This window comes from Blastomonas sp. CCH9-A1, assembly GCF_001557175.1.
GTDB classification, from domain to species: domain Bacteria; phylum Pseudomonadota; class Alphaproteobacteria; order Sphingomonadales; family Sphingomonadaceae; genus Blastomonas; species Blastomonas delafieldii_A.
In genome coordinates, this window is record NZ_LSHM01000062.1 from 18,758 (window position 1) to 41,383 (window position 22,626).

The 22,626-nt window shown below is 65.1% G+C and carries 16 protein-coding genes; 7 read left to right on the top strand and 9 right to left on the bottom strand.

Features of this window, described 5'->3' with window-relative positions; all coding sequences use genetic code 11:
- Positions 1 to 2 precede the first annotated feature (2 nt).
- Positions 3 to 1,835 carry an alpha-amylase family glycosyl hydrolase gene (locus AX725_RS16675; RefSeq protein ID WP_060978124.1) on the bottom strand — a complete coding sequence of 611 codons (1,833 nt, stop codon included), beginning with the start codon at positions 1,833 to 1,835 and terminating at the stop codon, positions 3 to 5.
- 64 nt (positions 1,836 to 1,899) lie between these two features.
- The gene (locus AX725_RS16680; protein ID WP_066114218.1) at positions 1,900 to 4,785 is read right to left on the bottom strand and encodes a TonB-dependent receptor; all 2,886 of its coding nucleotides are present in this window, start codon (positions 4,783 to 4,785) and stop codon (positions 1,900 to 1,902) included.
- 218 nt (positions 4,786 to 5,003) lie between these two features.
- Here AX725_RS16680 and AX725_RS16685 point away from each other — a divergent pair, with 218 nt between their 5' ends.
- The 3 genes from AX725_RS16685 (at position 5,004) to AX725_RS20660 (ending at position 9,872) form a co-directional block, all read left to right on the top strand.
- On the top strand, positions 5,004 to 6,023 hold the full coding sequence (locus tag AX725_RS16685; RefSeq protein ID WP_060978126.1) for a LacI family DNA-binding transcriptional regulator: 1,020 nt from the start codon (positions 5,004 to 5,006) through the stop codon (positions 6,021 to 6,023).
- Between the two features lie 114 nt (positions 6,024 to 6,137).
- Positions 6,138 to 7,643 (top strand): MFS transporter, encoded by a 1,506-nt coding sequence (locus tag AX725_RS16690; protein WP_060978127.1) that lies wholly within the window; start codon positions 6,138 to 6,140, stop codon positions 7,641 to 7,643.
- A gap of 57 nt (positions 7,644 to 7,700) precedes the next feature.
- Entirely contained in the window at positions 7,701 to 9,872 is a 2,172-nt protein-coding gene (locus tag AX725_RS20660) for an FAD-dependent oxidoreductase (RefSeq protein WP_082730662.1), read from the top strand.
- Between the two features lie 2 nt (positions 9,873 to 9,874).
- Here AX725_RS20660 and AX725_RS16700 read toward each other — a convergent pair whose 3' ends face one another.
- The 6 genes from AX725_RS16700 to AX725_RS16720 form a co-directional block, all read right to left on the bottom strand.
- Positions 9,875 to 10,087, bottom strand: a complete 213-nt coding sequence (locus tag AX725_RS16700; RefSeq protein WP_060978128.1) for a hypothetical protein — start codon at positions 10,085 to 10,087, stop codon at positions 9,875 to 9,877.
- A 107-nt stretch (positions 10,088 to 10,194) separates the two neighbouring features.
- Entirely contained in the window at positions 10,195 to 10,419 is a 225-nt protein-coding gene (locus AX725_RS21330; RefSeq protein WP_197422381.1) for a hypothetical protein, read from the bottom strand.
- The gene (locus AX725_RS16705; protein ID WP_081097004.1) at positions 10,376 to 10,657 is read right to left on the bottom strand and encodes a BrnT family toxin; all 282 of its coding nucleotides are present in this window, start codon (positions 10,655 to 10,657) and stop codon (positions 10,376 to 10,378) included. Before AX725_RS16705 ends, AX725_RS21330 begins: the two co-directional genes overlap by 44 nt.
- 8 nt (positions 10,658 to 10,665) lie before the next feature.
- Positions 10,666 to 11,718, bottom strand: a complete 1,053-nt coding sequence (locus tag AX725_RS16710) for a ribonucleotide-diphosphate reductase subunit beta (RefSeq protein ID WP_060978129.1) — start codon at positions 11,716 to 11,718, stop codon at positions 10,666 to 10,668.
- A gap of 98 nt (positions 11,719 to 11,816) precedes the next feature.
- Entirely contained in the window at positions 11,817 to 12,200 is a 384-nt protein-coding gene (locus AX725_RS16715) for an endonuclease domain-containing protein (RefSeq protein WP_060978154.1), read from the bottom strand.
- A gap of 74 nt (positions 12,201 to 12,274) precedes the next feature.
- Positions 12,275 to 14,275 (bottom strand): ribonucleoside-diphosphate reductase subunit alpha, encoded by a 2,001-nt coding sequence (locus AX725_RS16720; RefSeq protein WP_060978130.1) that lies wholly within the window; start codon positions 14,273 to 14,275, stop codon positions 12,275 to 12,277.
- A 720-nt stretch (positions 14,276 to 14,995) separates the two neighbouring features.
- On the opposite strand from AX725_RS16720, the gene AX725_RS16725 reads away from it, so the two are divergent.
- Positions 14,996 to 16,519, top strand: a complete 1,524-nt coding sequence (locus tag AX725_RS16725; protein WP_060978131.1) for a fumarate hydratase — start codon at positions 14,996 to 14,998, stop codon at positions 16,517 to 16,519.
- 254 nt (positions 16,520 to 16,773) lie between these two features.
- Here AX725_RS16725 and AX725_RS16730 read toward each other — a convergent pair whose 3' ends face one another.
- Positions 16,774 to 17,745 carry an MlaA family lipoprotein gene (locus AX725_RS16730; protein ID WP_060978132.1) on the bottom strand — a complete coding sequence of 324 codons (972 nt, stop codon included), beginning with the start codon at positions 17,743 to 17,745 and terminating at the stop codon, positions 16,774 to 16,776.
- Between the two features lie 212 nt (positions 17,746 to 17,957).
- On the opposite strand from AX725_RS16730, the gene recN reads away from it, so the two are divergent.
- The 3 genes from recN to ligA are packed head-to-tail and all read left to right on the top strand — an operon-like array spanning position 17,958 to position 22,565.
- A complete protein-coding gene (recN, locus tag AX725_RS16735) occupies positions 17,958 to 19,619 on the top strand; it encodes a DNA repair protein RecN (RefSeq protein WP_066114221.1) in 1,662 nt (553 codons plus the stop codon).
- A gap of 25 nt (positions 19,620 to 19,644) precedes the next feature.
- Positions 19,645 to 20,493, top strand: a complete 849-nt coding sequence (locus tag AX725_RS16740; protein ID WP_060978134.1) for an Imm63 family immunity protein — start codon at positions 19,645 to 19,647, stop codon at positions 20,491 to 20,493.
- The gene (ligA, locus tag AX725_RS16745) at positions 20,490 to 22,565 is read left to right on the top strand and encodes an NAD-dependent DNA ligase LigA (RefSeq protein WP_060978135.1); all 2,076 of its coding nucleotides are present in this window, start codon (positions 20,490 to 20,492) and stop codon (positions 22,563 to 22,565) included. Before AX725_RS16740 ends, ligA begins: the two co-directional genes overlap by 4 nt.
- Positions 22,566 to 22,626 lie beyond the last annotated feature (61 nt).

A 22,626-nucleotide genomic window follows, 5' to 3' on the forward strand; every position in this document is an offset into this window, starting at 1 on the left:
TCTCAGTCGATCGGGGTGGCGCGGCAGACGGCGTAGCCGAACGCAGGCAGGCTGATCGCGACCGATCCCGGCGCGCTCGCGGTGGTCGGGCAGGTGCCGGCAAGGCCGATGAACGCGCGCGAGCGATAGCCGACCTCGACGTTCATGCTGACCGGCTGGTCCGAGGTGTTGACCGCGACGAGGATTTCCTCGCCATCGTCTTCGCCGCGCGTGAAGGCGAGCAGGCCGGGCTTCGGCCCATAATGGCGCAGCACGGTGCGCCCTTCGCGCAGCCGGGCGTGCGCCTTGCGGATCGCCGACAGCTCGGCGATCAGCGTATAGAGCGGGTGCGCGGGGTCGAAATTGTCGGTCGCCGTGGTCGCCGCAGAGCCGACCAGCCGGTTATCGTTATAGCTGGCGACCCGGCTGGCGAACATGTCCTCGCGCGCGTCCTGATCGTTGCCGTCGCCGGTAAAGCCCTGCTCGTCGCCATAATAGACGGTCGGCACGCCGCGCGCGGTCATCAGCAGCACATGCGCCAGCTTCATCCGCGCCAGCCGCTCTTTCTCGCTGGCGTCGGGATAGGCCTTGTCGAGCATGTGCCCCAGCCGGCCCATGTCGTGATTGCCGAGGAACGTGGGCAGTGTCAGTGCGGTCGCTTCGCCGCCTTCGTACAATACATCGCCTGCGATCAGCCCGGCGAACAGGTCGGTCCCCGCCTTGCCGGTGAGCATGTCGCGCACCGCGGCCTGGAAGGCGAAATCGAGCACGGCGGGCAGCTTGTCGCGCCGCGTGTGCTGCGCCAGGAAACCGGGGTCCATCGCGTCGTTGGCGACCTCGCCGAAGATGTGGAAGTTCGGGATGCCCTTGGCCCTGGCGCGTTCGAGCATCGCGGGGGCAAAGCGTGCCCAGAATTCGGGGTTCACGTGCCGCGCGGTATCGATGCGGAAGCCGTCGATGCTGAAACGGTCGATCCAGCTGGCATAAATGTCGATGAACCCGTCGACCACGCGCGGGCTTTCGGTCATCAGATCGTCTAGTCCGACGAAATCGCCATAGCGCGAATCCTCGCCATAGAAGCTGGTATTGCCGCGATTGTGGTAATGGATCGGATCGTTGAGCCAGGCGGGGACCTTGATCTGCTCCTCGCCTTTGGGCAGTTGCGGCGTATAGGCATAGGTCGGGTCGGTCAGCCGCGCGGAATTCTCCTGCGTGCGAACGCTATCGCCCTCGAACCCTGCATTGATCCGCGCGCCCTCGAGGCCGCCCTTGGTCCAATAGGGATAATCCGCCTTGGAGCGATAGGCGCAGACCGGTTTCCCGGCGCATTCCTTGAAATAGATGACATCGGCGGTGTGGTTGGTGATGATGTCCATATAGACCTTGATGCCGCGCGCGTGCGCCGCATCGACAAAGGCCCTGAACTCGTCATTGGTGCCGAAATGGCTGTCGACGCGCGTGAAATCGGTCACCCAATAGCCATGATAGCCCGCGCTTTCCTGGCCCGGTTCGCCCTGCACGGGCTTGTTCTGGAAGATCGGTGCGAACCAGATCGCGGTGACGCCAAGGCGCTGGATGTAATCGAGCTTCTGCGTGAGGCCCTTAAGATCGCCCCCATGGAAGAAGCCCTTGTGCGCGGGGTCGAACCCGGTCTTCAGCCGGTCGCCCTTCAGTCCGCCGCGATCGTTGGCGGGATCGCCATTGGCGAAGCGGTCGGGCAGCACGAAATAGATGATCTCGTCCTGCGGCGGACGGCTGCGCACGGTGGCGGCGCTGTAATCGGGGGCCTGCGCTGCGGCCGGGGCCGATGCGGCCAGGGCGACCAGTCCGGCCAGCGTCATCCAGTGTCGCACCATGCGGCAAACCTCGTAAAATAACGGGGAGCGGGTGGGGAAACCCGCCCCCCGACTGGTGACCGGATCAGAATTCGTAGGTTGCACCCAGGAAGAAGGTGCGGCCGAAATTCTGGATCGTACCCGTCTGGGCGACATTGCCCCAATAGGTCCGGGTCGGTTCATCGGTCAGGTTATTGACCTGCGCAAGCAGCTTGAGCCCGCGCAGCGCGCTGCCTTCCTGGAACTGGTAGGAAAGCTGCGCATCCATCACCGTTTCCTTGGCGCTGGTCAGGACCAGCTCGCTGATGCCGATCTGCGGGCTGACGAAGCTCGAGCGGTGGCGGGTGCTGAGGCGTGCCCCGAATCCGGCCTTTTCGTAGAACACGGTCGGGTTGAACACGTGCTCGGACAGGCCCGGCAGCGGCAGGTTGATCGACGCGCCGCTGGTCGCGCTGGGGAATTCCAGATCGCTCTTGCTGTACGCATAGTTCAGCTGAACCCCAAGACCATCGAACGGAGCGGGCAGTTCGACGAAGGTCTTGGAGAACTGGAATTCGAAGCCATAGACATAGCCGCCGTCGCCATTGATCGGCGAGGAGAAGCTGCCCACCGCGTTGCCGGGAATGTTGGTGCCCGGGATCGGCGGCGGGATGATGCCGTTTTCGACATAGTTGAACTGCGGAATCGTGCCGTTGATGATGTACGATTCGAGGTCCTTGTAATAGGCGCTGACCGCGAACACGCCCGAATTGCCGAAATAGTGCTCATAAGCGAGGTCGAACTGGTTGGCGCGATAGGGCGAAAGCTCGGGGTTGCCGCCGCCGCCGCTGGTGTTGCCGTCCGATCCGGTATTGACGCTGATCGAACCGCGCAGCTCGAAGAAGCGCGGGCGAGAGATCTGGCGGCTGTAGCTCATGCGCAGAATGTCGCGGTCCGACAGGTCCAGGATCAGGTTCACGGCCGGCAGGAAGTCGTTGAACGTGCGTCCGCGCGTTACCGGACGACGGTTCTCGCGTGCCGGCGGCGGGGTGGCGGGGTTGTCGACCAGGTTCGGGTCGGCAAAATTGACGGTCGAGCTCTGGTCGGTGCGAACATAGCGCGCGCCGATATTGCCGTGGAAGCGCAGGCCGCCGAGCTCGGTATCGAAATCGAGCTGGGCATAGCCCGCATAGGTCTCTTCATCGATCCGGAAGCTCTGGTCGATGGTGAAATCGAACGCGATCTGGTCGGTGGGCTGGCGCACGCCCAGCGTGTTGCCGAAGGCGAGATTGAACGCGCCATCGATATCGACCACCGCAAAGCCGGGCAGGCCCGCTGCCGCATAGCCGCCCGAGAAGCCGGCCTGCTTGACCAGATTTCCGGGCACTGCCAGCGGGCTGCCGGGAATGCCGAAGGTGTTGAACGAAGTCACCCGGCGGTCGCCGCGGCGGTCGGCATAGCGGAAGCCGAAGCGCAGTGCGTCGAGGAAATTGGCCTCGTCGAAGCGGATGACCAGGTCGGCTGCGGTCGCGAACAGCTCGTCGCTATCCGCCTGCGGCACCAGGAACTGGCCGTCGAGGAAGAAGCCGCCGCCCGCCGGATCGACATCGGTGAAGTTCGAGCTGATCGAGCGGATGGTCGGAAGACGCGTGCCGTTGAGCTGATAGTCGACCGAGATCAGCCCCGGGATCGAATCCGCGCGGCGAAGGCCGGTGGGCGTGTTCACATAGGGGCGCAGGTTGATGCCGGCGTTGTTGAAGAAGCTGGTGCCCTTCGAATAGCCGACATCGACGGCGAGCGTGACGCGGTCGCTGAAGTCATAGGCCAGGTTGCCGCCGATGGTGTACAGCTCGTCGCGGCGGCTTTCGTCCTGATTGACCAGCTCGGTGCCGAGACCAAAGCCGAAGCCGTTCGAGCCCACCTGGTTGACGATGCGCCCGCCAATCAGCGCATTGTTGGCGATCACCGGGTTGATGAACTGGTTATCGCCCGATTGCGGCGACACGACGCGCAGGCCGCGACGCTGCACGTCAGATTTGAAGCGCGAATAATAGCCGTCGATCAGCACGCGGAGGCGATCGCTCGGCTCCCACTGGATCACGCCGATTGCCGCATCGCGGGTCTCGCGTCCGCCGAACTGGATGCCCTCGAAGCCGAAATTGAGCGAGTCCGCAACGCCATCGCCATTGAGGTCGCGGGTGGGCGATCCGTTGGTGCCGGGGATCGGGAAGTCGAACTGCACGAAGCGCGTCGCGACGTTGGGCTGGTAGAGCCGTGCATAACCCAACGCGATGCCGAGCGTGTCGTCGAGCAGCTTGGCCTGGACCGATCCGGACACGCGATAGCCATAGGACGAGACGTCCGGGCTTTCGCTGGCGCGGTCATTGTACAGGCCGCGCAGGTTGACGGTCGCCTTGAAGGCGTCGGCATTGTCGAGCGGGCGCACGGTCTTGAGTTCGACCTTGCCCGCGATGCCGCCTTCGATATGGCTGGCGAGCGGCGTCTTGTAGACCGCGGCCTGGTTGATCAGTTCCGAGGGATACTGGTCGAATTCGATGACGCGGTTGCCGCTGGTGGCGACCTGTTCGCGGCCGTTGAGCGTCGCCGAGACGAGGTCCTGCGAAAGCCCGCGAATGTTGATCGCGCTCGCCTGGCCGCCGGTGCGCTGCGAGGTCACGCCGGGCAGGCGCGCCAGCGATTCCGCGATCGATACGTCGGGAAGACCGGCAATGTCATCGGCGGTGACGATGTCGACGATGAAGTTGCTCTCGCGCTTGGCGGCGATCGAGTTTTCGACACTGGCGCGGAAACCGGTGACGACGATGACGCCGCCTTCCTCGTCGATCTCGGCGGTGCCCTGCGGCTGGTCGGCATCGGCGCTCTGCGCGAGCCCGGGGCTGGCAGCACCGATCATCAGCGCGGTGGACAGGGCGGCAAGGCTGGTGCGGCCGGACGCAAGGCGCAGTCGACGGGCGCGAAAAATCGCTTTCATGATCACTCTCCCCAGGGGCCCCGCGCGGCAGTGGCGGGGATGATTTCTGGCGTCTGGAAAAAGTCCAGGGCCGCCGGTTTTCAGGTGAACCGGTCGGCAGTTTGAATAACCTTTGCACCACGATTGCAAAAGGCATACGCATACGTATTCAGGCTGAAAGGTCGCAAAGAGCCTTAAAAAATCGGGGTTTTGCAGGCCACTGGACGCTAAGGGGCAGGATGGGACGCAGGCCAACCTCATTCGACATCGCACAGCTGGCGGGCGTCTCGCAACCCACGGTTTCGCGCGCGCTCAGCGGCAATCCGGCGGTCAGTGAACAGACGCGTCGGCGCATCCAGGCGATCGCCGCGCAGCTCAATTATTCGGTCGACAAGAACGCCTCGTCGCTGCGCCGGCAACAGGCGAACACGCTCGCGTTGCTGTTCTTCGAGGACCCGACGCCCGACGATTCGATGATCAACCCGTTCTTCCTGGCGATGCTCGGATCGATCACGCGCACCGCCTCGCGCGCCGGGTTCGACCTTTTAATCTCGTTCCAGCAGCTCTCCAGCGACTGGCATGTTGATTATCAGGACAGCCACAAGGCCGATGGCATCATCCTCTTGGGCTATGGCGATTACGAGGACTATCGCGCGCGACTGACGCATCTGGTGCAGCAGGGCACGCATTTCGTGCGCTGGGGATCGCCGATGGCGAACGAGCCGGGCATCACCCTGGGGTCGGAGAACCGCAGCGGAGGCTATGCCGCGACCCGCCACCTGATCGCGCGCGGGCGACGGCGGATCGCGTTCATCGGTATCGCATCGAGCCATGCGCCCGAGTTCGAGGACCGCTGGCGCGGCTATCGCGATGCGCTGGCCGAGGCAGGGCTGGAGGCCGATCCGGCGCTGCAGCGCGATTCCGTCACCTCCGAAGAGGCGGGGCACGAGGCGGTGCAGGCGCTGCTCAGCTCTGGGACGGCATTTGATGCGATCTTCGCCGCGTCCGACCTGATCGCGATCGGCGCGATGCGCGCGCTCGCCGAGGCGGGCCTGTCCGTCCCCGGCGATGTCGCTCTGGTCGGGTTCGACGATATTCCCGCAGCGAGCTTCACCAACCCCCCGCTCACCACGGTCAGCCAGGATGTGAAGGCGGCGGGCGAGGCGCTGGTCGATACGCTGCTGCGCAAGATCCGCGGGCAGGCGGTCGAGCCCTATATGCTGCCAACCCAGCTGATCGTGCGCGGCTCCAGCGGCTGAACGCGCGCTGCCAAGTATACGTATGCGCTGCGGTTGTGCGCTGACGGGCGCTCTGCCACGGTTCGGGCCAGGAACCCCGCGAACAGCATAAGGCGGACATCCAGGGAGAGGCGCATGATCGCGGAAAAACCGCGCAAGAGCTTTTGGCAGCTGTTCAACCTGAGCTTCGGATTCTTCGGCATCCAGATCGGGTTCGCGCTGCAGAATGCGAACATGAGCCGCATCTTCCAGTCGCTGGGCGAAAGCCTCGACAACCTGCCCGCCTTGTGGATCGCTGCCCCGCTCACCGGCCTGCTCGTCCAGCCGATCGTCGGCCATTATTCGGACCGCACCTGGACCCGGCTCGGCCGCCGCCGCCCCTATTTTCTCGCCGGAGCCGTGCTCGCGGCGCTGTCGCTCGTGATCATGCCGCTGTCGCAATCGCTGCTGCTCGCCGCAATGATGCTGTGGATTCTCGATGCGTCGCTCAACATCTCGATGGAGCCGTTCCGCGCCTTTGTCGGCGACAATCTGCGCAAGGACCAGCATACCATGGGCTATGCGATCCAGACCGCGTTCATCGGTGCGGGCGCGGTGGCGGGATCGCTCTTCCCCTATCTGCTGACCGATCTCGGTATCGCCAACACCGCGCCTGCGGGCCAGGTGCCCGATACGGTGCGGATCAGCTTCTGGTTCGGCGCGGTCGCGCTGTTCGTCGCAGTGCTCTGGACGATCGTCACCACGCGCGAATACAGCCCTGAGGAAATGCGCGCCTTTGCGAAAGGCGCGCCCGATGCGCCCGATGCCCAGCCGATCCGTGCGCTCGCCACGCGGACGCTCACCAGCGCCATCGCCTGGATCGCCGCAGGGGCGGTCGTCATCGTTCTGGTGGGAAGCTTCGATCTCGAGAAGGAGCTGTACCTGCTCGGCGGGCTGCTCGCCGGCTATGGCCTGGCCAGCCTGATCGCGATCCGCATGGCGCGCGCAGGGCGCGACAACAGTCTGCTCGGCGCTATCGTCGGCGATTTTTCGGGCATGCCGCCGATGATGAAGCGGCTGTCGCTGGTGCAGTTCTTCAGCTGGTCGTCGCTGTTCATCATGTGGATATACACCACCCCGGTGGTCGCGCAGACCGTGTTCGGCGCGACCGATGCGGCGAGCCCGGCCTATAACGAGGCGGGCAACTGGGTAGGCGTGCTGTTCGCGATCTATAACGGCATCGCGGCAATCGCGGCGCTGACTCTGCTGCCCTGGCTCGCCGCGCGCATCGGCAAGGTGCGCACGCATGCCCTGTGCCTGCTCTGCGGGGCGGCCGGGTTCGCAAGCTTCCTGTTCATCCGTGATGCCAACCTTCTGATCGTCAGCGAGATCGGCATCGGCATTGCCTGGGCGTCGATCCTCGCCATGCCCTATGCCATCCTCGCCTCCAGCCTGCCGCAATCGAAGCTCGGCATCTTCATGGGGCTGTTCAACGTCTTCGTCGTGCTGCCACAGCTATTGGTGGCGACGGTGATGGGCAGCCTGCTCAAGGCGTTCTTCCCGACCGAGCCGGTCTGGACCATGGCCTTCGCGGCGGCCGTGCTAGCGCTCGCCGCGCTCGCGACGCTGCGCGTGCCCGAGCCGGACGCTCCATCCGTGTAACGATCGTCCCGCCCAAGCGAACCCGTTAGCGGGTGCACGCAATCGGGATGCGCGGGGATGGAGGCTGCCACAGTAAAGGGCAAGGCGAAGGGGGTGCAGCCGCGCCCGCTTCCGCCGGCGCTGCGCATAACCTTCCGCGTCTGGCTCAAGCTCTATGCCGCGCTGATCGCCTCGGCGCGCCCGCTGTTCGATCTGGCCGTGCGGCTGATCATCGCGCAAGGACTGCTCGCCTCGGGCCTGGTCAAGCTGATGGACTGGGAGCGCGCGCTCACCCTGGCGAGCCAGGAATATCCTGTGAGCTTCCTGTCGCCGCCTTATGCCGCCGCTCTGGGCCTCAGCATAGAACTCGGCGGTGCGGTGCTGCTCGCTTTGGGGCTGATGACGCGCGGCGCGGCGCTGGCGGTGGGCGCACTGATGCTGGTCGCGCAGCTCGGCTATCTGCCGACCGACACGCAACTGTTTACCATCGCGCTGATGGGCTGGTACGCGATGCGCGGCGCAGGGGCGCTGTCGCTCGACCGGCTGCTGGCGCGCGGGCTGAAAGGCAGCGCGGTTCCGCTCGCGCCTTTGCTGATCGCGGCGGGCGAGGCGCTGACCCGCCATGCCGCGCCCTGGTATCTCGCCGGTCTGCGGCTCTGGCTCGCGCTGGCGCTAGTGGTGCACGCGGGATGGCTCGCCTTGCCCGAGCCGCAGGTGCTGCTGCCGCTCGCCAGCTTCGCGGCGCTGCCGCCTGCCAGCGCCGCGCTCTACGCGCTGCTGATGCTCGCCGGGTTCGCCATGCCGCTGGTGTCGCTGCTCGCGATCCTGGGGCTGCAGGGGGCGATGCTGATGGGCTATGGCGCGGGCCTGCCACTGCTGGCGATGGCGACGCTCGGCCTTTTCATCGCCCATGGCAGTGGGCGCGCCTCGATCGATGCAGTCATCGCGGCCTGGCTGCAGGCGAACGTGCTGCGCGATGCAAAGCCCGGCATGGTGCCTGATGACTGGCCGCATGTCGTGATCGTCGGCGGCGGCTTTGGCGGGCTCGCCTGCGCGCTGGCTTTGCGCCGCCTGCCGGTGCGGATCACGCTGATCGACCGGCAGAATTATCACCTGTTCCAGCCCTTGCTTTACCAGATCGCGACCGCCGCGCTCTCGCCTGCCGATGTCGCCATCCCCATCCGCCAGCTGTTCCGCGCCGACGGCAATGTGCGCGTGCTGCTCGGCGAGGTCGACCGGGTCGACGCGGCCCAGCGCACCATCGGCTTTGGCGGCAACGCGCTCGCTTACGACTATCTCGTGCTCGCCACCGGCGCGACGCACAGCTATTTCGGTCGCGACGACTGGGCACCCTTCGCCCCCGGCCTCAAGCGCGTGGAAGACGCCATCGCGGTGCGCGCCGCGCTGCTCGGCGCGTTCGAAAAGGCCGAAAGCTGCGGCGATCCTGCGCGCGCGCGGCGGCTGCTCACTTTCGTCATCATCGGTGCGGGGCCGACCGGGGTCGAGCTGGCTGGCGCTATCGCCGAACTGGCGCGGCACGGGCTGGAGCATGAATATCGCAGCATAGATCCCGCCGATGCCCGGGTGATCCTGGTCCAGGCCGCCGACCGCATCCTGCCCGCCTTTCCGCCCGAATTGTCCGCTGAGGCTGCCCATTCGCTCGAACGGCTGGGCGTTGAGATCCGGCTCGACGCGCGCGTGACCGGCATCGAGGCCGAGCGCGTGCTGATCGGCGAGGAGGCGATCGAGAGCGAGACCGTGCTCTGGGCCGCCGGCGTCGCCGCCTCGCCCGCCGGACGCTGGCTGAATGCTGCCACCGATCCCTCGGGCCGGGTGACGGTCGATCCGTGCCTGCGCGTCGCGGGCCAGGGCAATGTGTTTGTGATCGGCGATGCCGCGGCGAGCCTCGGCTGGCAGGGCAAGCCCGTCCCCGGCCTCGCGCCCGCCGCCAAACAGGCGGGCCAGCATGTCGCCCGGCTGATCGGGCAGGAGCTGCGCGGCAAACCGGCGGACGCGCCCTTTATCTATCGCCATCAGGGCAGCCTCGCCACAATCGGCCGCAAAAGCGCGATCGCCGATTTCGGCTGGCTCCGCCTGCACGGCGCCCCGGCGTGGTGGCTATGGGGCGCGGTGCACATCGGCTTCCTGGCAGGCTTCCGCAACCGCGCCGCGGTGATCGTCAACTGGCTATGGAGCTACGCGACCCAGCGCGCGGGGATCAGGCTGATCACCATGGGAGAGCGGGGATAAGGTTAGCTCGTGTGGCAGGCGGGGCAGCAGTAATAGCAGCCATTGGATTGCGCATAGGTCTCCTTGGCCTTTTTCACAGCGCCATGGCAGTTATCGTGATATCCCAGATCGAGCCGATTGGAGACGTTTGGCATATAGGGGCAATCGTCTGAGGCATTATGCACCTCATGGTCGCCATTGGACTGGGCTTGCTTGTTGACGATATAGCTGGGCATGATCGAGGCTCCTTTCCTCGCATTAATCTAGCGAGGCGGCGAAGGAACCTGCAGGCGGGGTTGGTCCGAAATGCTCCGGATCACCGCAAAATGGGTCCGATTTGGTGCTAAGCTGCGCGCGGCTTCTTGAGCGGGATGACCAGCCGTGCGTTCTCGAACCAGTCGTCAGTGAGCTCCGGAGCCGTGTCAGCATCTGCAGCAATTTGCCGCGCGATGTCGTCGTCTGTCACCGCGTCGAGCCGCGCCATATTTTCCGGCGTCGCCCATTTCCTGGCAAAGGCCAAGGCCTCATCGCGGGAGACTTGCTCGGTATCTTTTGACTTCGCGGTCATTGGCTTTCCGGAAACTGACGATGCGACGGTTGGTGCCGCGCCATGTATAGACTACCACAAAGACGCGGTCGCCCAAAGCCGCGATAGGGCCTGTCGCAATGAAGCGTGGCTCGCCATAATCCTGCCGGCTGTCCTGCTCCTCGATGAAAGGGCCATCGAAAAGCAGGGCCGCGAGCTGGAAGGGCAGGCCACGCTCATGGATATTGATATTGTTCTTCACCGGATCGAACTCGATCACCGGTGTGATTACTCCGCCGCAATCCCCGCCTGCTTGAACATGTCCTCGCTGTCGTCGACCACGGCGACCTCGTTGGCGGCGCTCTTCTTCTGGCGTTTGTCGAAGGCGCTCCACACGTCGTTCCAGTTGCCGCGGGTTGCGCCCTTCGAATATTCCGTTGCGCGGGTTTCGAAGAAGTTGGCGTGCTCAACGCCGTTGAGCAGCGGGGCGAGCCAAGGGAGGGGGTGGTCCTCGATCATGTAGATCGCAGGCAGCCCAAGCTGGCTCAGGCGCCAGTCGGCGATATAGCGGATATAGCGCTTGATCTCCTTCGCCGTCATGCCGCTGACCGGGCCCTGTTCGAATGCCAGGTCGATGAACGCATCTTCCAGCCGCACGGTCTTCTGGCAGCAGTCGATAATGTCCTCTTTCACTGCCTTGGTCAGGCAGCCGCGCTCGGCGCAGAAGGCGTGGAACAGGCGGATGATGCCTTCGCAGTGCAGGCTCTCGTCGCGCACCGACCAGCTGACGATCTGGCCCATGCCCTTCATCTTGTTGAAGCGCGGGAAGTTCATCAGCATCGCGAAGCTGGCGAACAGCTGCAGCCCTTCGGTAAAGCCGCCGAACATGGCGAGCGTGCGCGCGATGTCCTGGTCGCTGTCGACGCCGAAGGTCGCGAGATAATCGTGCTTGGCCTTCATCTCCTCATATTCGAGGAACATGCCATATTCGCTTTCCGGCATGCCGATGGTGTCGAGCAGATGGCTGTAGGCGGCGATGTGCACGGTTTCCATGTTGCTGAACGCGGTCAGCATCATCTTGACCTCGGTCGGCTTGAACACGCGGCCATAATTTTCGTGATAGCAATTCTGCACCTCGACATCGGCCTGGGTGAAGAAGCGGAAGATCTGGGTCAGCAGGTTGCGCTCATGGTCGGACAGCTTCTGCGCCCAGTCGCGGCAATCCTCGCCGAGCGGCACCTCTTCGGGCATCCAGTGGATCTGCTGCTGGCGCTTCCAGAAATCATAGGCCCAGGGATATTCGAAGGGCTTGTACTGCGTGCGGGCTTCTAACAACGACATCGAGTTACTCCGAATTCCCCTCTCCCAGTGGGAGAGGGAGGGGCCCAGGCGCAGCCTGGGAGGGTGAGGGTGATGCGGTGGGGATCAGGCTGTCGCCCTCACCCTTCCGCGACTTCGTCGCTCCTTCCCTCTCCCTTGAGGGAGAGGGATATGGCGTTCACAACATATTCCGGGTCGGGCAGCACATCGCTGTTCCAGAACCGGATGACCCGGTAGCCCTGCGCTTCGATGAAGCGCGTCCGGGCCGCGTCATATTCTGCCCGCTGATCGTGCTGGCCGCCGTCCACTTCGATCACCAGCTTCTCCCGGAAGCTGAGGAAATCCGCGAAATACGGCCCGATCGGCACTTGTCTGCGAAACCGCGCAGCCGGGAAATTCTCGCGTAACGCCAGCCAAAAAGCGCGCTCTGCATCGGTGGCATCGTGGCGCAACTGGCGGGCGCGGGGGACAGTGCCGGAAGGCTGATTGCGATAGGTGCGCATGGCTGCCCGCCTTTCACCCTCACCCTTCCGCCGCTGCGCGGCTCCCTCCCTCTCCCGGTGGGAGAGGGAATTGCTCACTGGCAGGCCAGGCACTCGTCGTAATCCGTTGTTTCGCCGAGCTCGAACTTGGGTGCGTCGATGGTGTTGTCCGCCTCGACGCCGCCGGCAAAGCCTGCGCGCTGGACCGATTTGGAGCGCAGATAATAGAGCGACTTGATGCCCAGTTCCCACGCGCGGAAGTGCAGCATCAAGAGGTCCCATTTGTCCACGTCCGCCGGGATGAACAGGTTCAGCGACTGCGCCTGGTCAATGTACGGCGTGCGGTCGGCGGCCAGTTCGAGCAGCCAGCGCTGGTCGATCTCGAAGCTGGTCTTGAACGCGTCCTTTTCCTCCGCGCTCAGGAAGTCGAGATGCTGGACCGAGCCGCCCTTTTCGAGGATCGAGTTCCACACATTGGTCGAATCCTTCGACTTTTCGCGCAGCAGCTTTTCCAGATACGGGTTCTTGACCACGAAGCTGCCCGAGAGCGTCTTGTGGGTATAGATGTTCGCGGGGATCGGCTCGATGCACGCGCTGGTGCCGCCGCAGATGATCGAGATCGACGCGGTCGGCGCGATCGCCATCTTGCAGCTGAAGCGCTCCATCACGCCCTGGTCGGCGGCATCGGGGCAGGGGCCACGTTCCTTGGCGAGCAGCATCGAGGCCTCGGATGCCTTGGCCGCGATGTGCTTGAAGATCTTCATGTTCCACGACTTGGCGAGCGCCGATTCGAAGCCGAGGCCGCGTGCCTGGAGGAACGAGTGGAAGCCCATCACGCCCATGCCGACCGAACGCTCGCGCATCGCGCTGTAGCGGGCGCGCGCCATTTCGGGCGGGGCGCGGTCGATATAGTCCTGCAGCACATTGTCGAGGAAGCGCATCACGTCCTCGATGAAGCGCTTGTCGTCGTGCCACTGGTCCCAGGTCTCGATGTTGAGCGAGGACAGGCAGCACACGGCGGTGCGGTCGTTGCCCAGGTGATCGCGGCCCGTGGGCAGGGTGATCTCGCTGCACAGGTTCGAGGTCGAGACCTTGAGGCCGAGTTCGCGGTGATGCGCGGGCATCATGCGGTTCACGGTATCGTTGAACACGATATAGGGCTCGCCGGTGGCGAGGCGCGTTTCCACCAGCTTCTGGAACAGCGCGCGCGCATTCACCGTGCCGCGAACGCTGCCGTCCTTGGGGCTCTTCAGGTTGAAGTCCGCGCCGTCGCGCACCGCTTCCATGAACTCGTCGGTCAGCAGCACGCCATGGTGCAGGTTCAGCGCCTTGCGGTTGAAATCGCCCGAAGGCTTGCGGATTTCGAGGAACTCCTCGATCTCCGGATGCGAGACATCGAGATAACAGGCGGCCGAGCCACGGCGCAGCGAACCTTGCGAAATCGCGAGGGTCAGCGAATCCATCACGCGCACGAACGGAATGATGCCGCTGGTCTTGCCATTGAGGCCGACCGGCTCGCCGATGCCGCGCACATTGCCCCAATAGGTGCCGATGCCGCCGCCGCGCGAGGCGAGCCAGACATTCTCGTTCCAGGTGTTGACGATGCCCTCAAGGCTGTCATCGACGCTGTTGAGATAGCAGCTGATCGGCAGGCCCCGGCCCGTGCCGCCGTTCGACAGCACCGGTGTTGCGGGCATGAACCACAGCTTGGAGATATAATCATAGAGCCGCTGGGCGTGCTCCTGATCGTCGGCATAGGCATCCGCCACGCGCGCGAACAGGTCCTGATAAGATTCGCCGGGCAGCAGATAGCGGTCTTCCAGCGTCTCCTTGCCGAAATCGGTGAGCAGCACATCGCGGCTCTTGTCGGTCACGACATGGAACCGGCGCGCGGCGACGGCCTTGCTGTCCAGAGCCTCTGCGGGCTTGGCGGCGGCAGCAGCCTGGGTGGCGGCCATGGCGATCAGCGCCATTTCCGCAGAATTGGCCTCGCCCGACGCGATTTTTGCGCCCGAATCCGTCTTTGCGGCTGCGTCCAGTACATCTGCTTCACCCATATCGTCTGCGCTACCCTTGCCCGTATCTCTGAAATCCATGACGCCCCCGTAAGACCGTTGATGGGAAACTTTGTTCCGCAATTGTTCGACTCGGGGCGCAAGCGTCCCGTATAGCATCTTGTGGCCCGCGACGGGGGAAAACTTATCCCCAGTGATGCGTCGAAAAGGGGTAAAACGCCCTTGACGTGGAAGCCGATGTCTGCCCCCGCGCTTCGATTGAACCACTGGTATTGGTATGCCCCGTCCGCATGCCCCACTACCTATAGTGCCGTTTCCTGATTCCGGCGCAAGAGGGTAAATGGTTAATTAGGCCAACCGTTCGTCGCGCGTGGGATTCCACTCGTCGCTGATGCAACCGGACCGAGGCGGCGCGACGCGCGGAAAAAAGCCGGTCCGAAAAATCGCAAGAGGGCAAATGCGGCTTGCCCACAATTTCCTCTCCACAGGCTTGTGCACGGCAAATTTGGGGCTGTGCAAAAGACTGCGGAGCACATCTGGTGGCAAGGGGTGGATGCGTGGCGAGGCCTCCCGAGTTCCTCGCACGCGCTCCTGGCAAGGCCAGTGCTACGGCAGGGAGATCACCGTGTTTCACGCATCCGGGTGCAGATAATAAGCCGATCAGGGCATTCTGGCAAATGCGCTGAGAACATGACAGATTCCCTTGTGCCCCGGCTTGCGATAGCGTCGCGCCCACAATAGAGACGGTCGCAATTCATCCGCCAGCGCCTTGCAAGAGCGCGTCCAGCTTGGGGGAATGCCATGACCGTGACCATCAAAGCCGCCGACCTGATCGAGAGCGTCGCCGACGCGCTGCAGTTCATCAGCTATTACCACCCGATGGATTATATCCGCGCGCTCGGTAAGGCGTATGAGGCGGAGCAGTCGCCCGCGGCCAAGGACGCGATCGCGCAGATCCTCACCAACAGCCGCATGTGCGCCGAAGGGCATCGCCCGATCTGCCAGGATACCGGAATCGTCAACGTGTTCGTCAAATGGGGCATGGACTGCCGCCTCGACGATACGTCGCGCTCGCTGCAGGAGATTGTCGACGAGGGCGTGCGCCGCGCCTATCTGCACCCGGACAACAAGCTGCGCGCCTCGGTGCTCGCCGATCCTGCCTTCACCCGCCGCAACACCAAGGACAATACGCCCTGCGTGCTGCATGTCGAGATGGTGCCGGGCCATCACGTGCATGTCGACGTTGCGGCCAAGGGCGGCGGCAGCGAGAACAAGTCCAAGTTCAAGATGATGAACCCCAGCGACAATATCGTCGACTGGGTGCTCGAGATGATTCCGCAAATGGGTGCGGGCTGGTGTCCGCCGGGCATGCTCGGCATCGGCATCGGCGGAACGGCGGAACATGCGGTGCTGCTCGCCAAAAAGGCGCTCATGGAGCCGATCGACATGGGGCCGCTGAAGGAGCGCGGGGCGCAGAACGATCTGGAAGCGATGCGGATCGAGATTTTCGACAAGGTCAACGCGCTCGGCATCGGCGCGCAGGGGCTGGGGGGCTTGTCGACCATTCTCGACGTCAAGATCATGGACGCGCCCTGCCATGCCGCGGGCAAGCCGGTCGCGATGATCCCCAATTGCGCTGCGACGCGCCATGCGCATTTTTCGCTCGATGGTTCGGGCCCGGCCTATCTGGAAGCGCCCAAGCTCGACCAATGGCCCGATGTCAACTGGACGCCCGACAAGGCGGCGATCCGCGTCGATCTGGATTCGCTGACGCCGGAGGTCGTGCAGAGCTGGAAGCAGGGCGACCGGCTGCTACTCAATGGCAAGATGCTCACCGGGCGCGACGCGGCGCACAAGCGCATCCAGGACATGCTGGCCAAGGGTGAGCCGCTGCCGGTCGAATTCCGCGGCCGCGTGATCTATTATGTCGGCCCGGTCGATCCGGTGGGCGAAGAGATTGTCGGCCCCGCCGGCCCCACCACCGCGACCCGCATGGACAAGTTCACCCGCATGATGCTGGAACAGGGCCTGCTCGCGATGGTCGGCAAGGCCGAGCGTGGCCCGGCGGCGGTCGATGCGATCCGCGACCACAAGAGCGCCTATCTGATGGCAGTGGGCGGCGCGGCCTATCTCGTCGCGCGCGCGATCAAGGGCAGCACGGTGGTGGGCTTCCACGATCTGGGGATGGAAGCGATCTACGAGTTCGAGGTCAGCGATTTCCCGGTCACCGTCGCGGTGGACAGCGAAGGCAACAACGTCCACCAGCTCGCGCCGCTAGTGTGGCGCGAGAAGATCGCCAGGGAAGGGCTGTTGCAGGGGGCGTGAGCCCGGCGGATGTGCAGGCGTTGAACCGCCCAAATGTCCGCTCAGCCTGAGCCTGTCGAAGGCCCCGCGCCGAAGCCTGCGTCTTAACTCTCGTCATTCCCGCGAACGCGGGAATCCCGCTTTTGCGCTGAGCATTGGAAAAAGCGGGACCCCCGCGTGCGCGGGGGTGACGAATGAATTTTTCGGACGGTCTGTGTGGGGCCTTCGACAGGCTCAGGCTGAGCGGAGGTGTTTAGGCGACAAACACCTTGGCCTTAACCCACCGGCGCGCAGTTCAACCCCGGCGCCGCAGGCACCACCGGCACCACCATCGTCCGACCCGTGCCCGGATTGACGAACGGAAGATCGGCATCGGGATATTGCACCTTGCCCTTGAGCGCATCGATTTCGGCCTGGCGGCGCTTCAGGTAGAAATCGCGCGCGGCCATATAGGGGTCGCCGCTCTGGTTGCGCAGCGCATTCAGCTGCTCGTCGATCTGGATGCGCCCCTGCAGCGCGCTCAGCGTCGCGGCGGGCAGGGTGAAATAGGGGTCGTTGAACGGCGCACCGACCACGCTCGGGAGCAGCAGCCCGTCGATCGTGCCGCCCACCAGATCGCGCACCGTGGTTGGCCCGATCAGCGGCAGGAACAGATACGCGCCCGGCTCCACACCGTAATAGCCGAGCGTGTTGGCAAAGCCGTTGCGGCGATAGGGCAGCTTGAACGGATCGCGCTTGGCGATGTCGAACAGCCCGCCGATGCCGATGGTGCTGTTGATCGCGAACCGGCCCACGGTCTCCGCCGCCTTGCCCGGCTTCAACTGCAGCAGGAAGTTCAATGCCACGATCGGTTCAGTGAGGTTGCGCAGGAAATTGCGCAGGCCGTGCCGCACCGGCTTGGGCACCGCATCCTTATAGGCCATCGCCACCGGGCCGACGAGCGCTTCGTCGACGTCCTGCACCACCTCGAACGACTGGGCGTTCAGTTGCAGCATCGGATCGCCGGGCTGCGAATCGGGGCGCGCGGTGACGACGATGGCGCCATCCTGCACCGGGGCGGCAGCGGCGGCTGGTGTTTCGGCAGGAGCAGCAGCGAGCTGGTCGATGGCCGGGCAGGGCGGCAGCGCGGCCGCCGGTGTGACCGGTTTGACCGGTGCCTCGATCGGCGCTGCGATGGGTGCCGGTTCCGCACCTCCCGCCTGAAGCGATGCAAGTGCCAGCGCAAAGGGCAGCGCGGCCAGACTCATCGCGCGATGCTCGATGCGGAAATTTGTAGCAAAAGGGTCATCCCGGCGTCGTCATCCTTGCGCAGTATTGCCCCAGTTGCTCGGGCTATGGCCAGTGTCGGGACAAGTCAATGTCCCGCGTGCCGATATACGGCTGCCCGCGCCCTGCCGTTGCGCCCGCCCGACCAAAAAGCCTGTTTCCAGATGTTCCTGCTATGGTCTAAAGCACGGACATGCTGCTGTCGCTCGCCATTCGTGACCTGGTGCTGATCGAGGCGCTCGATCTGGACTTCCATGCGGGCCTTGGCGTGCTGACCGGGGAGACCGGGGCGGGCAAGTCGATCCTGCTCGATGCGCTCGGCCTTGCCATGGGCGCGCGCGCCGATAGCGGCCTGGTGCGCCAGGGGGCGGAGCGCGCGCTGGTGATCGCGGGTTTCGACGTGGGCGATCATGCTGGCGTGGCCGCGCTGCTTGCCGACAACGACATCGCGCAGGAACCCGGCGAGCCGCTGCTGATCCGGCGGCAGGTGCGCGCCGATGGCGGCAGCCGCGCGTTCGTGAACGACCAGCCGGTGTCCGCCGCGCTGCTGCGCGATCTGGGCGCGATGCTGGTCGAGATTCACGGCCAGCATGACGATCGCGGCCTCATCAACCCCAGGGGGCATCGCGACCTGCTCGACAGTTTCGGGCGCTGCGATGTCGCGGGCGTCGCGGCGGCGTGGCGCGAATGGCAGGCGGCGGAGCGGGCGTTCGTTGCGGCGAGCGAGGCGATCGAGACCGCGATGCGCGACCGCGAACTGCTCGAGCATAATCTGGAAGAGCTCGCCGCGTTCGGCCCGCAGCCGGGCGAGGAGGAGGAATTGGCAGGCGAGCGCGCCGCGATGCAGAAGGGCGAACGGCTCTCGGGCGATCTCGCCGAGCTGTTCGAGACCTTCGAAGGATCGAAGGGCGCGCTGGCGCAGCTGCGCGGCGCGGCGCGCAAGCTCGGCCGGATTGCCGAGGAGCACCCGCTGCTCGACGAGGCGATGGAGGCGCTCGACCGCGCGATGATCGAGGCCGACGATGCCGAAGCCAAGCTGCGCGCGGCATCCGAGGCGCTGACCTATGACGCGGTCCGGCTCGACGAGCTCGAACGACGGCTGTTCGATCTGCGCGCGCTCGCCCGCAAGCACAATGTCGCGGGCGACCTGCTGCCCGATCTGCTCAAGAAGATGCAGGCGGATTGGGCCGCGCTCGAATCGGGCGGGGCGAATGTCGCCGAATTGGACCGGGCTCGGCACAAGGCACGCGCGGCCTATGTCGCCGCGGCCGAGGCTTTGTCCGCTGCACGCGCAAAGGCAGGCGCGGCGCTCGATGCGGCGGTGATGGCGGAATTGAAACCCCTGAAGCTCGACGCCGCGCGCTTCCGCACCCTGGTCCAGCCGCTCGACGAGGCGCGCTGGGGGGCGAGCGGCATGGACCATGTCGAATTCCTCATCTCGACCAATCCAGGCAGCGATTTCGCGCCGCTGATGAAGATTGCGTCCGGAGGCGAGCTCTCGCGCTTCATCCTGGCATTGAAGGTCGCGCTGGCCGAACAGGGCGGGGCGGCGACGATGATCTTCGACGAGATCGATCGCGGCGTCGGCGGCGCGGTCGCCTCGGCGATCGGCGAGCGGCTGGCGCGGCTGGCCAGGGGTACGCAGCTGCTGGTCGTCACCCATTCGCCCCAGGTCGCCGCGCGCGGCAGCCAGCACCTGCTGATCGCCAAGACCAGCGACGGCACCGTCGCGCGCACCGGCGTGCGCACATTGGACGATGCTGGCCGCAAGGAGGAAATCGCGCGGATGCTGTCGGGCGCGGAAATCACCCCCGAAGCGCGCGCGCAGGCCGATCGGTTGCTGGAGGGGGTGTGATGCGCGGTGACGGGCAGTGTCGGCAATGGGCTTGATCGCCGACCCGCAAGAGATCACCCCCGGCTTCTGGCTGCTCGTCAGTCTGCTGTTGATCGCGCCGCTGGCGCTGATGCTGCTGGTGCCGCGCCGCTGGCTGTGGCGCGCAGGGCTGGGCTGGCTGCTGCTGCCCATCATCGCCATGGCCGCAGGTTTCGTTCTGCTGCTGGCCGTCGGCGCAGGCGACCCCTCGGCGACGCCGGGCAATGCGCTGCTTGCGGTCGGCTATATCGGCATCTTCACGATCATCCCCTGGGCGCTGGTTGCCTCGGTCGGGCTGGGACTTGGCCTGCTGGCGCGGCGGATTTTTCGAAGGGGCGACCCCCAAATAGCAGAAGCGGAACCGCGCACGGAGCCTGTTGAATCCCCGGGCCCGATGGCGGAGACAAACGTGGACGCCGCCAAGGCACCAAGCCATATGCCGCCTTATACCGGGATGACCACCGAGCAGTTGCATGACCATATCCGCGCCAAGGCGCGCGAACTTGGGCTTGGGGATCGGCTGCTGCCGCTGATCGGCTATCCCGACAATGGCGCGCCTTTTGCCTATGTCGATCATCGCGGTCTGCAACTGGGCTATTTCGAGCGCGGGCAGATGTTTGACAGCCGCATGACCCGTGATCTGGACGAGATGCTCTACTGGGTGTTCGACCATGTCACGTTCGATATGGCTTGCGAAACGGCACGCGAAGGGATGACGTATGCCAGCCAGATGGGCCCTCGCGTGCTCGAAGCGCAGGACGCGCTGTTGGCGCGGCTCCACCCGCAATGGCATGCACGATGGCGCACTGATCCCTATTGCCAGGCCAGCTATTACCGACGAGAGGCTCAGCCGTGACCGACCCCAAACCTACCGAGAGCCTCACCGAAGCCGAAGTCGCGATCGAACTGCAGCGGCTCGCCAAAAGAATCGCGCATCACAACCGGCTCTATCATGCCGAGGATTCGCCCGAGATTTCGGACGCGGACTATGACGCGCTGGTGCGGCGAAACAATGAGCTGGAAGCGGCATTTCCGCATCTGATCCGCGCCGACAGTCCCAACCGGCAGGTGGGGGCGGCTGTCGAATCCTCGCCGCTCGCCAAGGTGCGGCACGAGCAGCGGATGATGAGCCTGGATAACGGCTTTTCGGACGAGGACATTGCCGAGTTCGTGGGCCGGGTGCGGCGCTATCTCGCGCTGCCCGAAGGCGAGGTGCTGGCCTTTACCGCCGAGGACAAGATCGACGGGCTGTCGCTCTCGCTGCGTTACGAGAATGGTGAGCTCGTGCGCGCGGCGACACGCGGCGATGGCGAGGTGGGCGAGGATGTCACCGCCAATGTGCGGACAATTGCGGATATTCCCGAACGACTTGCTGGCGATGCGGTCCCCGACATCCTCGAAATCCGCGGCGAAGTTTACATGTCCAAGGCGGACTTTGCCGCGCTCAATGCCGCGCAGGAGGCACGGGGCGAGAAGCTGTTTGCCAATCCGCGCAACGCCGCCGCCGGATCGCTCAGGCAGAAGGACGCGAAGGTCACCGCTGCCCGCCCCTTGCGCTTTCTGGCGCATGGCTGGGGCGTGGCGAGCGCGGTGCCCGGCGCGACGCAGCATGAGGGGATGCAGGCGATTGCCGCGATGGGCGTGCCGGTCTCGCCACTGCTGGTGCGGGTCGAGACATTGGAAGACCTGCTCGCCCATTATCGCGAGATCGAGCGGCGGCGTGCCGACCTGCCCTATGATATCGATGGCGTCGTCTACAAGGTCGACCGGCTCGACTGGCAGGCGCGGCTGGGTTTCGTCGCCAAGGCCCCGCGCTGGGCGCTGGCGCACAAGTTCCCGGCGGAACGCGCCGAGACGACGCTGCAGGCGATCGACATCCAGGTCGGACGGACCGGCAAGCTGACCCCGGTGGGCAGGCTGGTGCCGGTCACCGTCGGCGGCGTGGTCGTCTCCAACGTCACGCTGCACAATCGCGACGAGATCGCGCGGTTGGGCGTGCGTCCCGGCGACCGGGTGAAGGTGCAGCGCGCGGGCGATGTCATCCCGCAGGTGGTCGAAAACCTGACCCGCGACGAACTGCGCGAGCCCTATCATTTCCCCGATCACTGCCCCGAATGCGGCAGCGAGGCGGTGGCCGAAGAGGGCGAGGTCGATGTCCGCTGCACCGGCGGGCTGATCTGCCCCGCGCAGCAGCGCGAGCGGTTGAAGCACTTCGTCAGCCGCGCCGCGCTCGACATCGACGGACTGGGCGAAAAGACGATTGCCGAGTTTCTCGACGCGGGCTTCATCAAGCTGCCCGGCGATATCTTCCGGCTAAAGGCGCAGCGCAGCGCGATTCTGGCGCGCGAGGGCTGGCAGGAAAAGTCGGTTGATAATCTGCTCGCCAGCATCGAGGCGCGGCGCGGCGCGGACCCTGGCCGCTTCCTGTTCGCGCTGGGCATCCGGCATGTCGGGGCGGTGACCGCGAAGGATCTGGTCAAGGCGTTCGGCAGCGCCGAGGCGGTGGGTGCGATCGGCCGCAGGCTGGCAGAGGGCAGCATCGAGGCGACCGCCGAGGTCACCGCGATCGATGGCATCGGACCCGCCGTCGCCGAGGCGCTGGGCGATTTCTTCCACGAACCGCACAATGCGCAAGTCTTCGACGATCTGATCGCCGAGGTCCGCCCCGCCGCGTTCGTCTCCACCGCGCGCGAGACCGAGTGGAGCGGCAAGACCATCGTCTTCACCGGCAAGCTGGAAACGATGAGCCGCGACGAGGCCAAGGCGCAGGCGGAACGGCTGGGGGCCAAGGCGGCGGGATCGGTCTCGGCCAAGACCGATCTGGTCGTCGCCGGACCGGGCGCGGGCTCGAAGCTGAAGAAGGCGGCGGAACTCGGCGTGCGCGTGGTCGACGAGGCCGAATGGGCGGCGATCATGGCTTCGGTGTGAAGTTCCAGGTCCTTCCAGCGTCGTCGCGCTAAAAAAGTTCGGCCGCTGTCGAATCCGCCCA

Excerpts from the sequence above, each read along its gene's own strand:
- AX725_RS16685 (WP_060978126.1), top strand. The coding sequence starts at position 5,004 with ATGGGACGCAGGCCAACCTCATTCGACATCGCACAGCTGGCGGGCGTC.
- AX725_RS16720 (WP_060978130.1), bottom strand. The coding sequence starts at position 14,275 with ATGGATTTCAGAGATACGGGCAAGGGTAGCGCAGACGATATGGGTGAA.
- AX725_RS16680 (WP_066114218.1), bottom strand. The coding sequence starts at position 4,785 with ATGAAAGCGATTTTTCGCGCCCGTCGACTGCGCCTTGCGTCCGGCCGC.
- AX725_RS16715 (WP_060978154.1), bottom strand. The coding sequence starts at position 12,200 with ATGCGCACCTATCGCAATCAGCCTTCCGGCACTGTCCCCCGCGCCCGC.
- recN (WP_066114221.1), top strand. The coding sequence starts at position 17,958 with ATGCTGCTGTCGCTCGCCATTCGTGACCTGGTGCTGATCGAGGCGCTC.
- AX725_RS16690 (WP_060978127.1), top strand. The coding sequence starts at position 6,138 with ATGATCGCGGAAAAACCGCGCAAGAGCTTTTGGCAGCTGTTCAACCTG.
- AX725_RS16675 (WP_060978124.1), bottom strand. The coding sequence starts at position 1,835 with ATGGTGCGACACTGGATGACGCTGGCCGGACTGGTCGCCCTGGCCGCA.
- AX725_RS21330 (WP_197422381.1), bottom strand. The coding sequence starts at position 10,419 with ATGACCGCGAAGTCAAAAGATACCGAGCAAGTCTCCCGCGATGAGGCC.
- AX725_RS16740 (WP_060978134.1), top strand. The coding sequence starts at position 19,645 with ATGGGCTTGATCGCCGACCCGCAAGAGATCACCCCCGGCTTCTGGCTG.
- AX725_RS16725 (WP_060978131.1), top strand. The coding sequence starts at position 14,996 with ATGACCGTGACCATCAAAGCCGCCGACCTGATCGAGAGCGTCGCCGAC.
- AX725_RS16730 (WP_060978132.1), bottom strand. The coding sequence starts at position 17,745 with ATGAGTCTGGCCGCGCTGCCCTTTGCGCTGGCACTTGCATCGCTTCAG.
- AX725_RS16700 (WP_060978128.1), bottom strand. The coding sequence starts at position 10,087 with ATGCCCAGCTATATCGTCAACAAGCAAGCCCAGTCCAATGGCGACCAT.
- AX725_RS16710 (WP_060978129.1), bottom strand. The coding sequence starts at position 11,718 with ATGTCGTTGTTAGAAGCCCGCACGCAGTACAAGCCCTTCGAATATCCC.
- AX725_RS20660 (WP_082730662.1), top strand. The coding sequence starts at position 7,701 with ATGGAGGCTGCCACAGTAAAGGGCAAGGCGAAGGGGGTGCAGCCGCGC.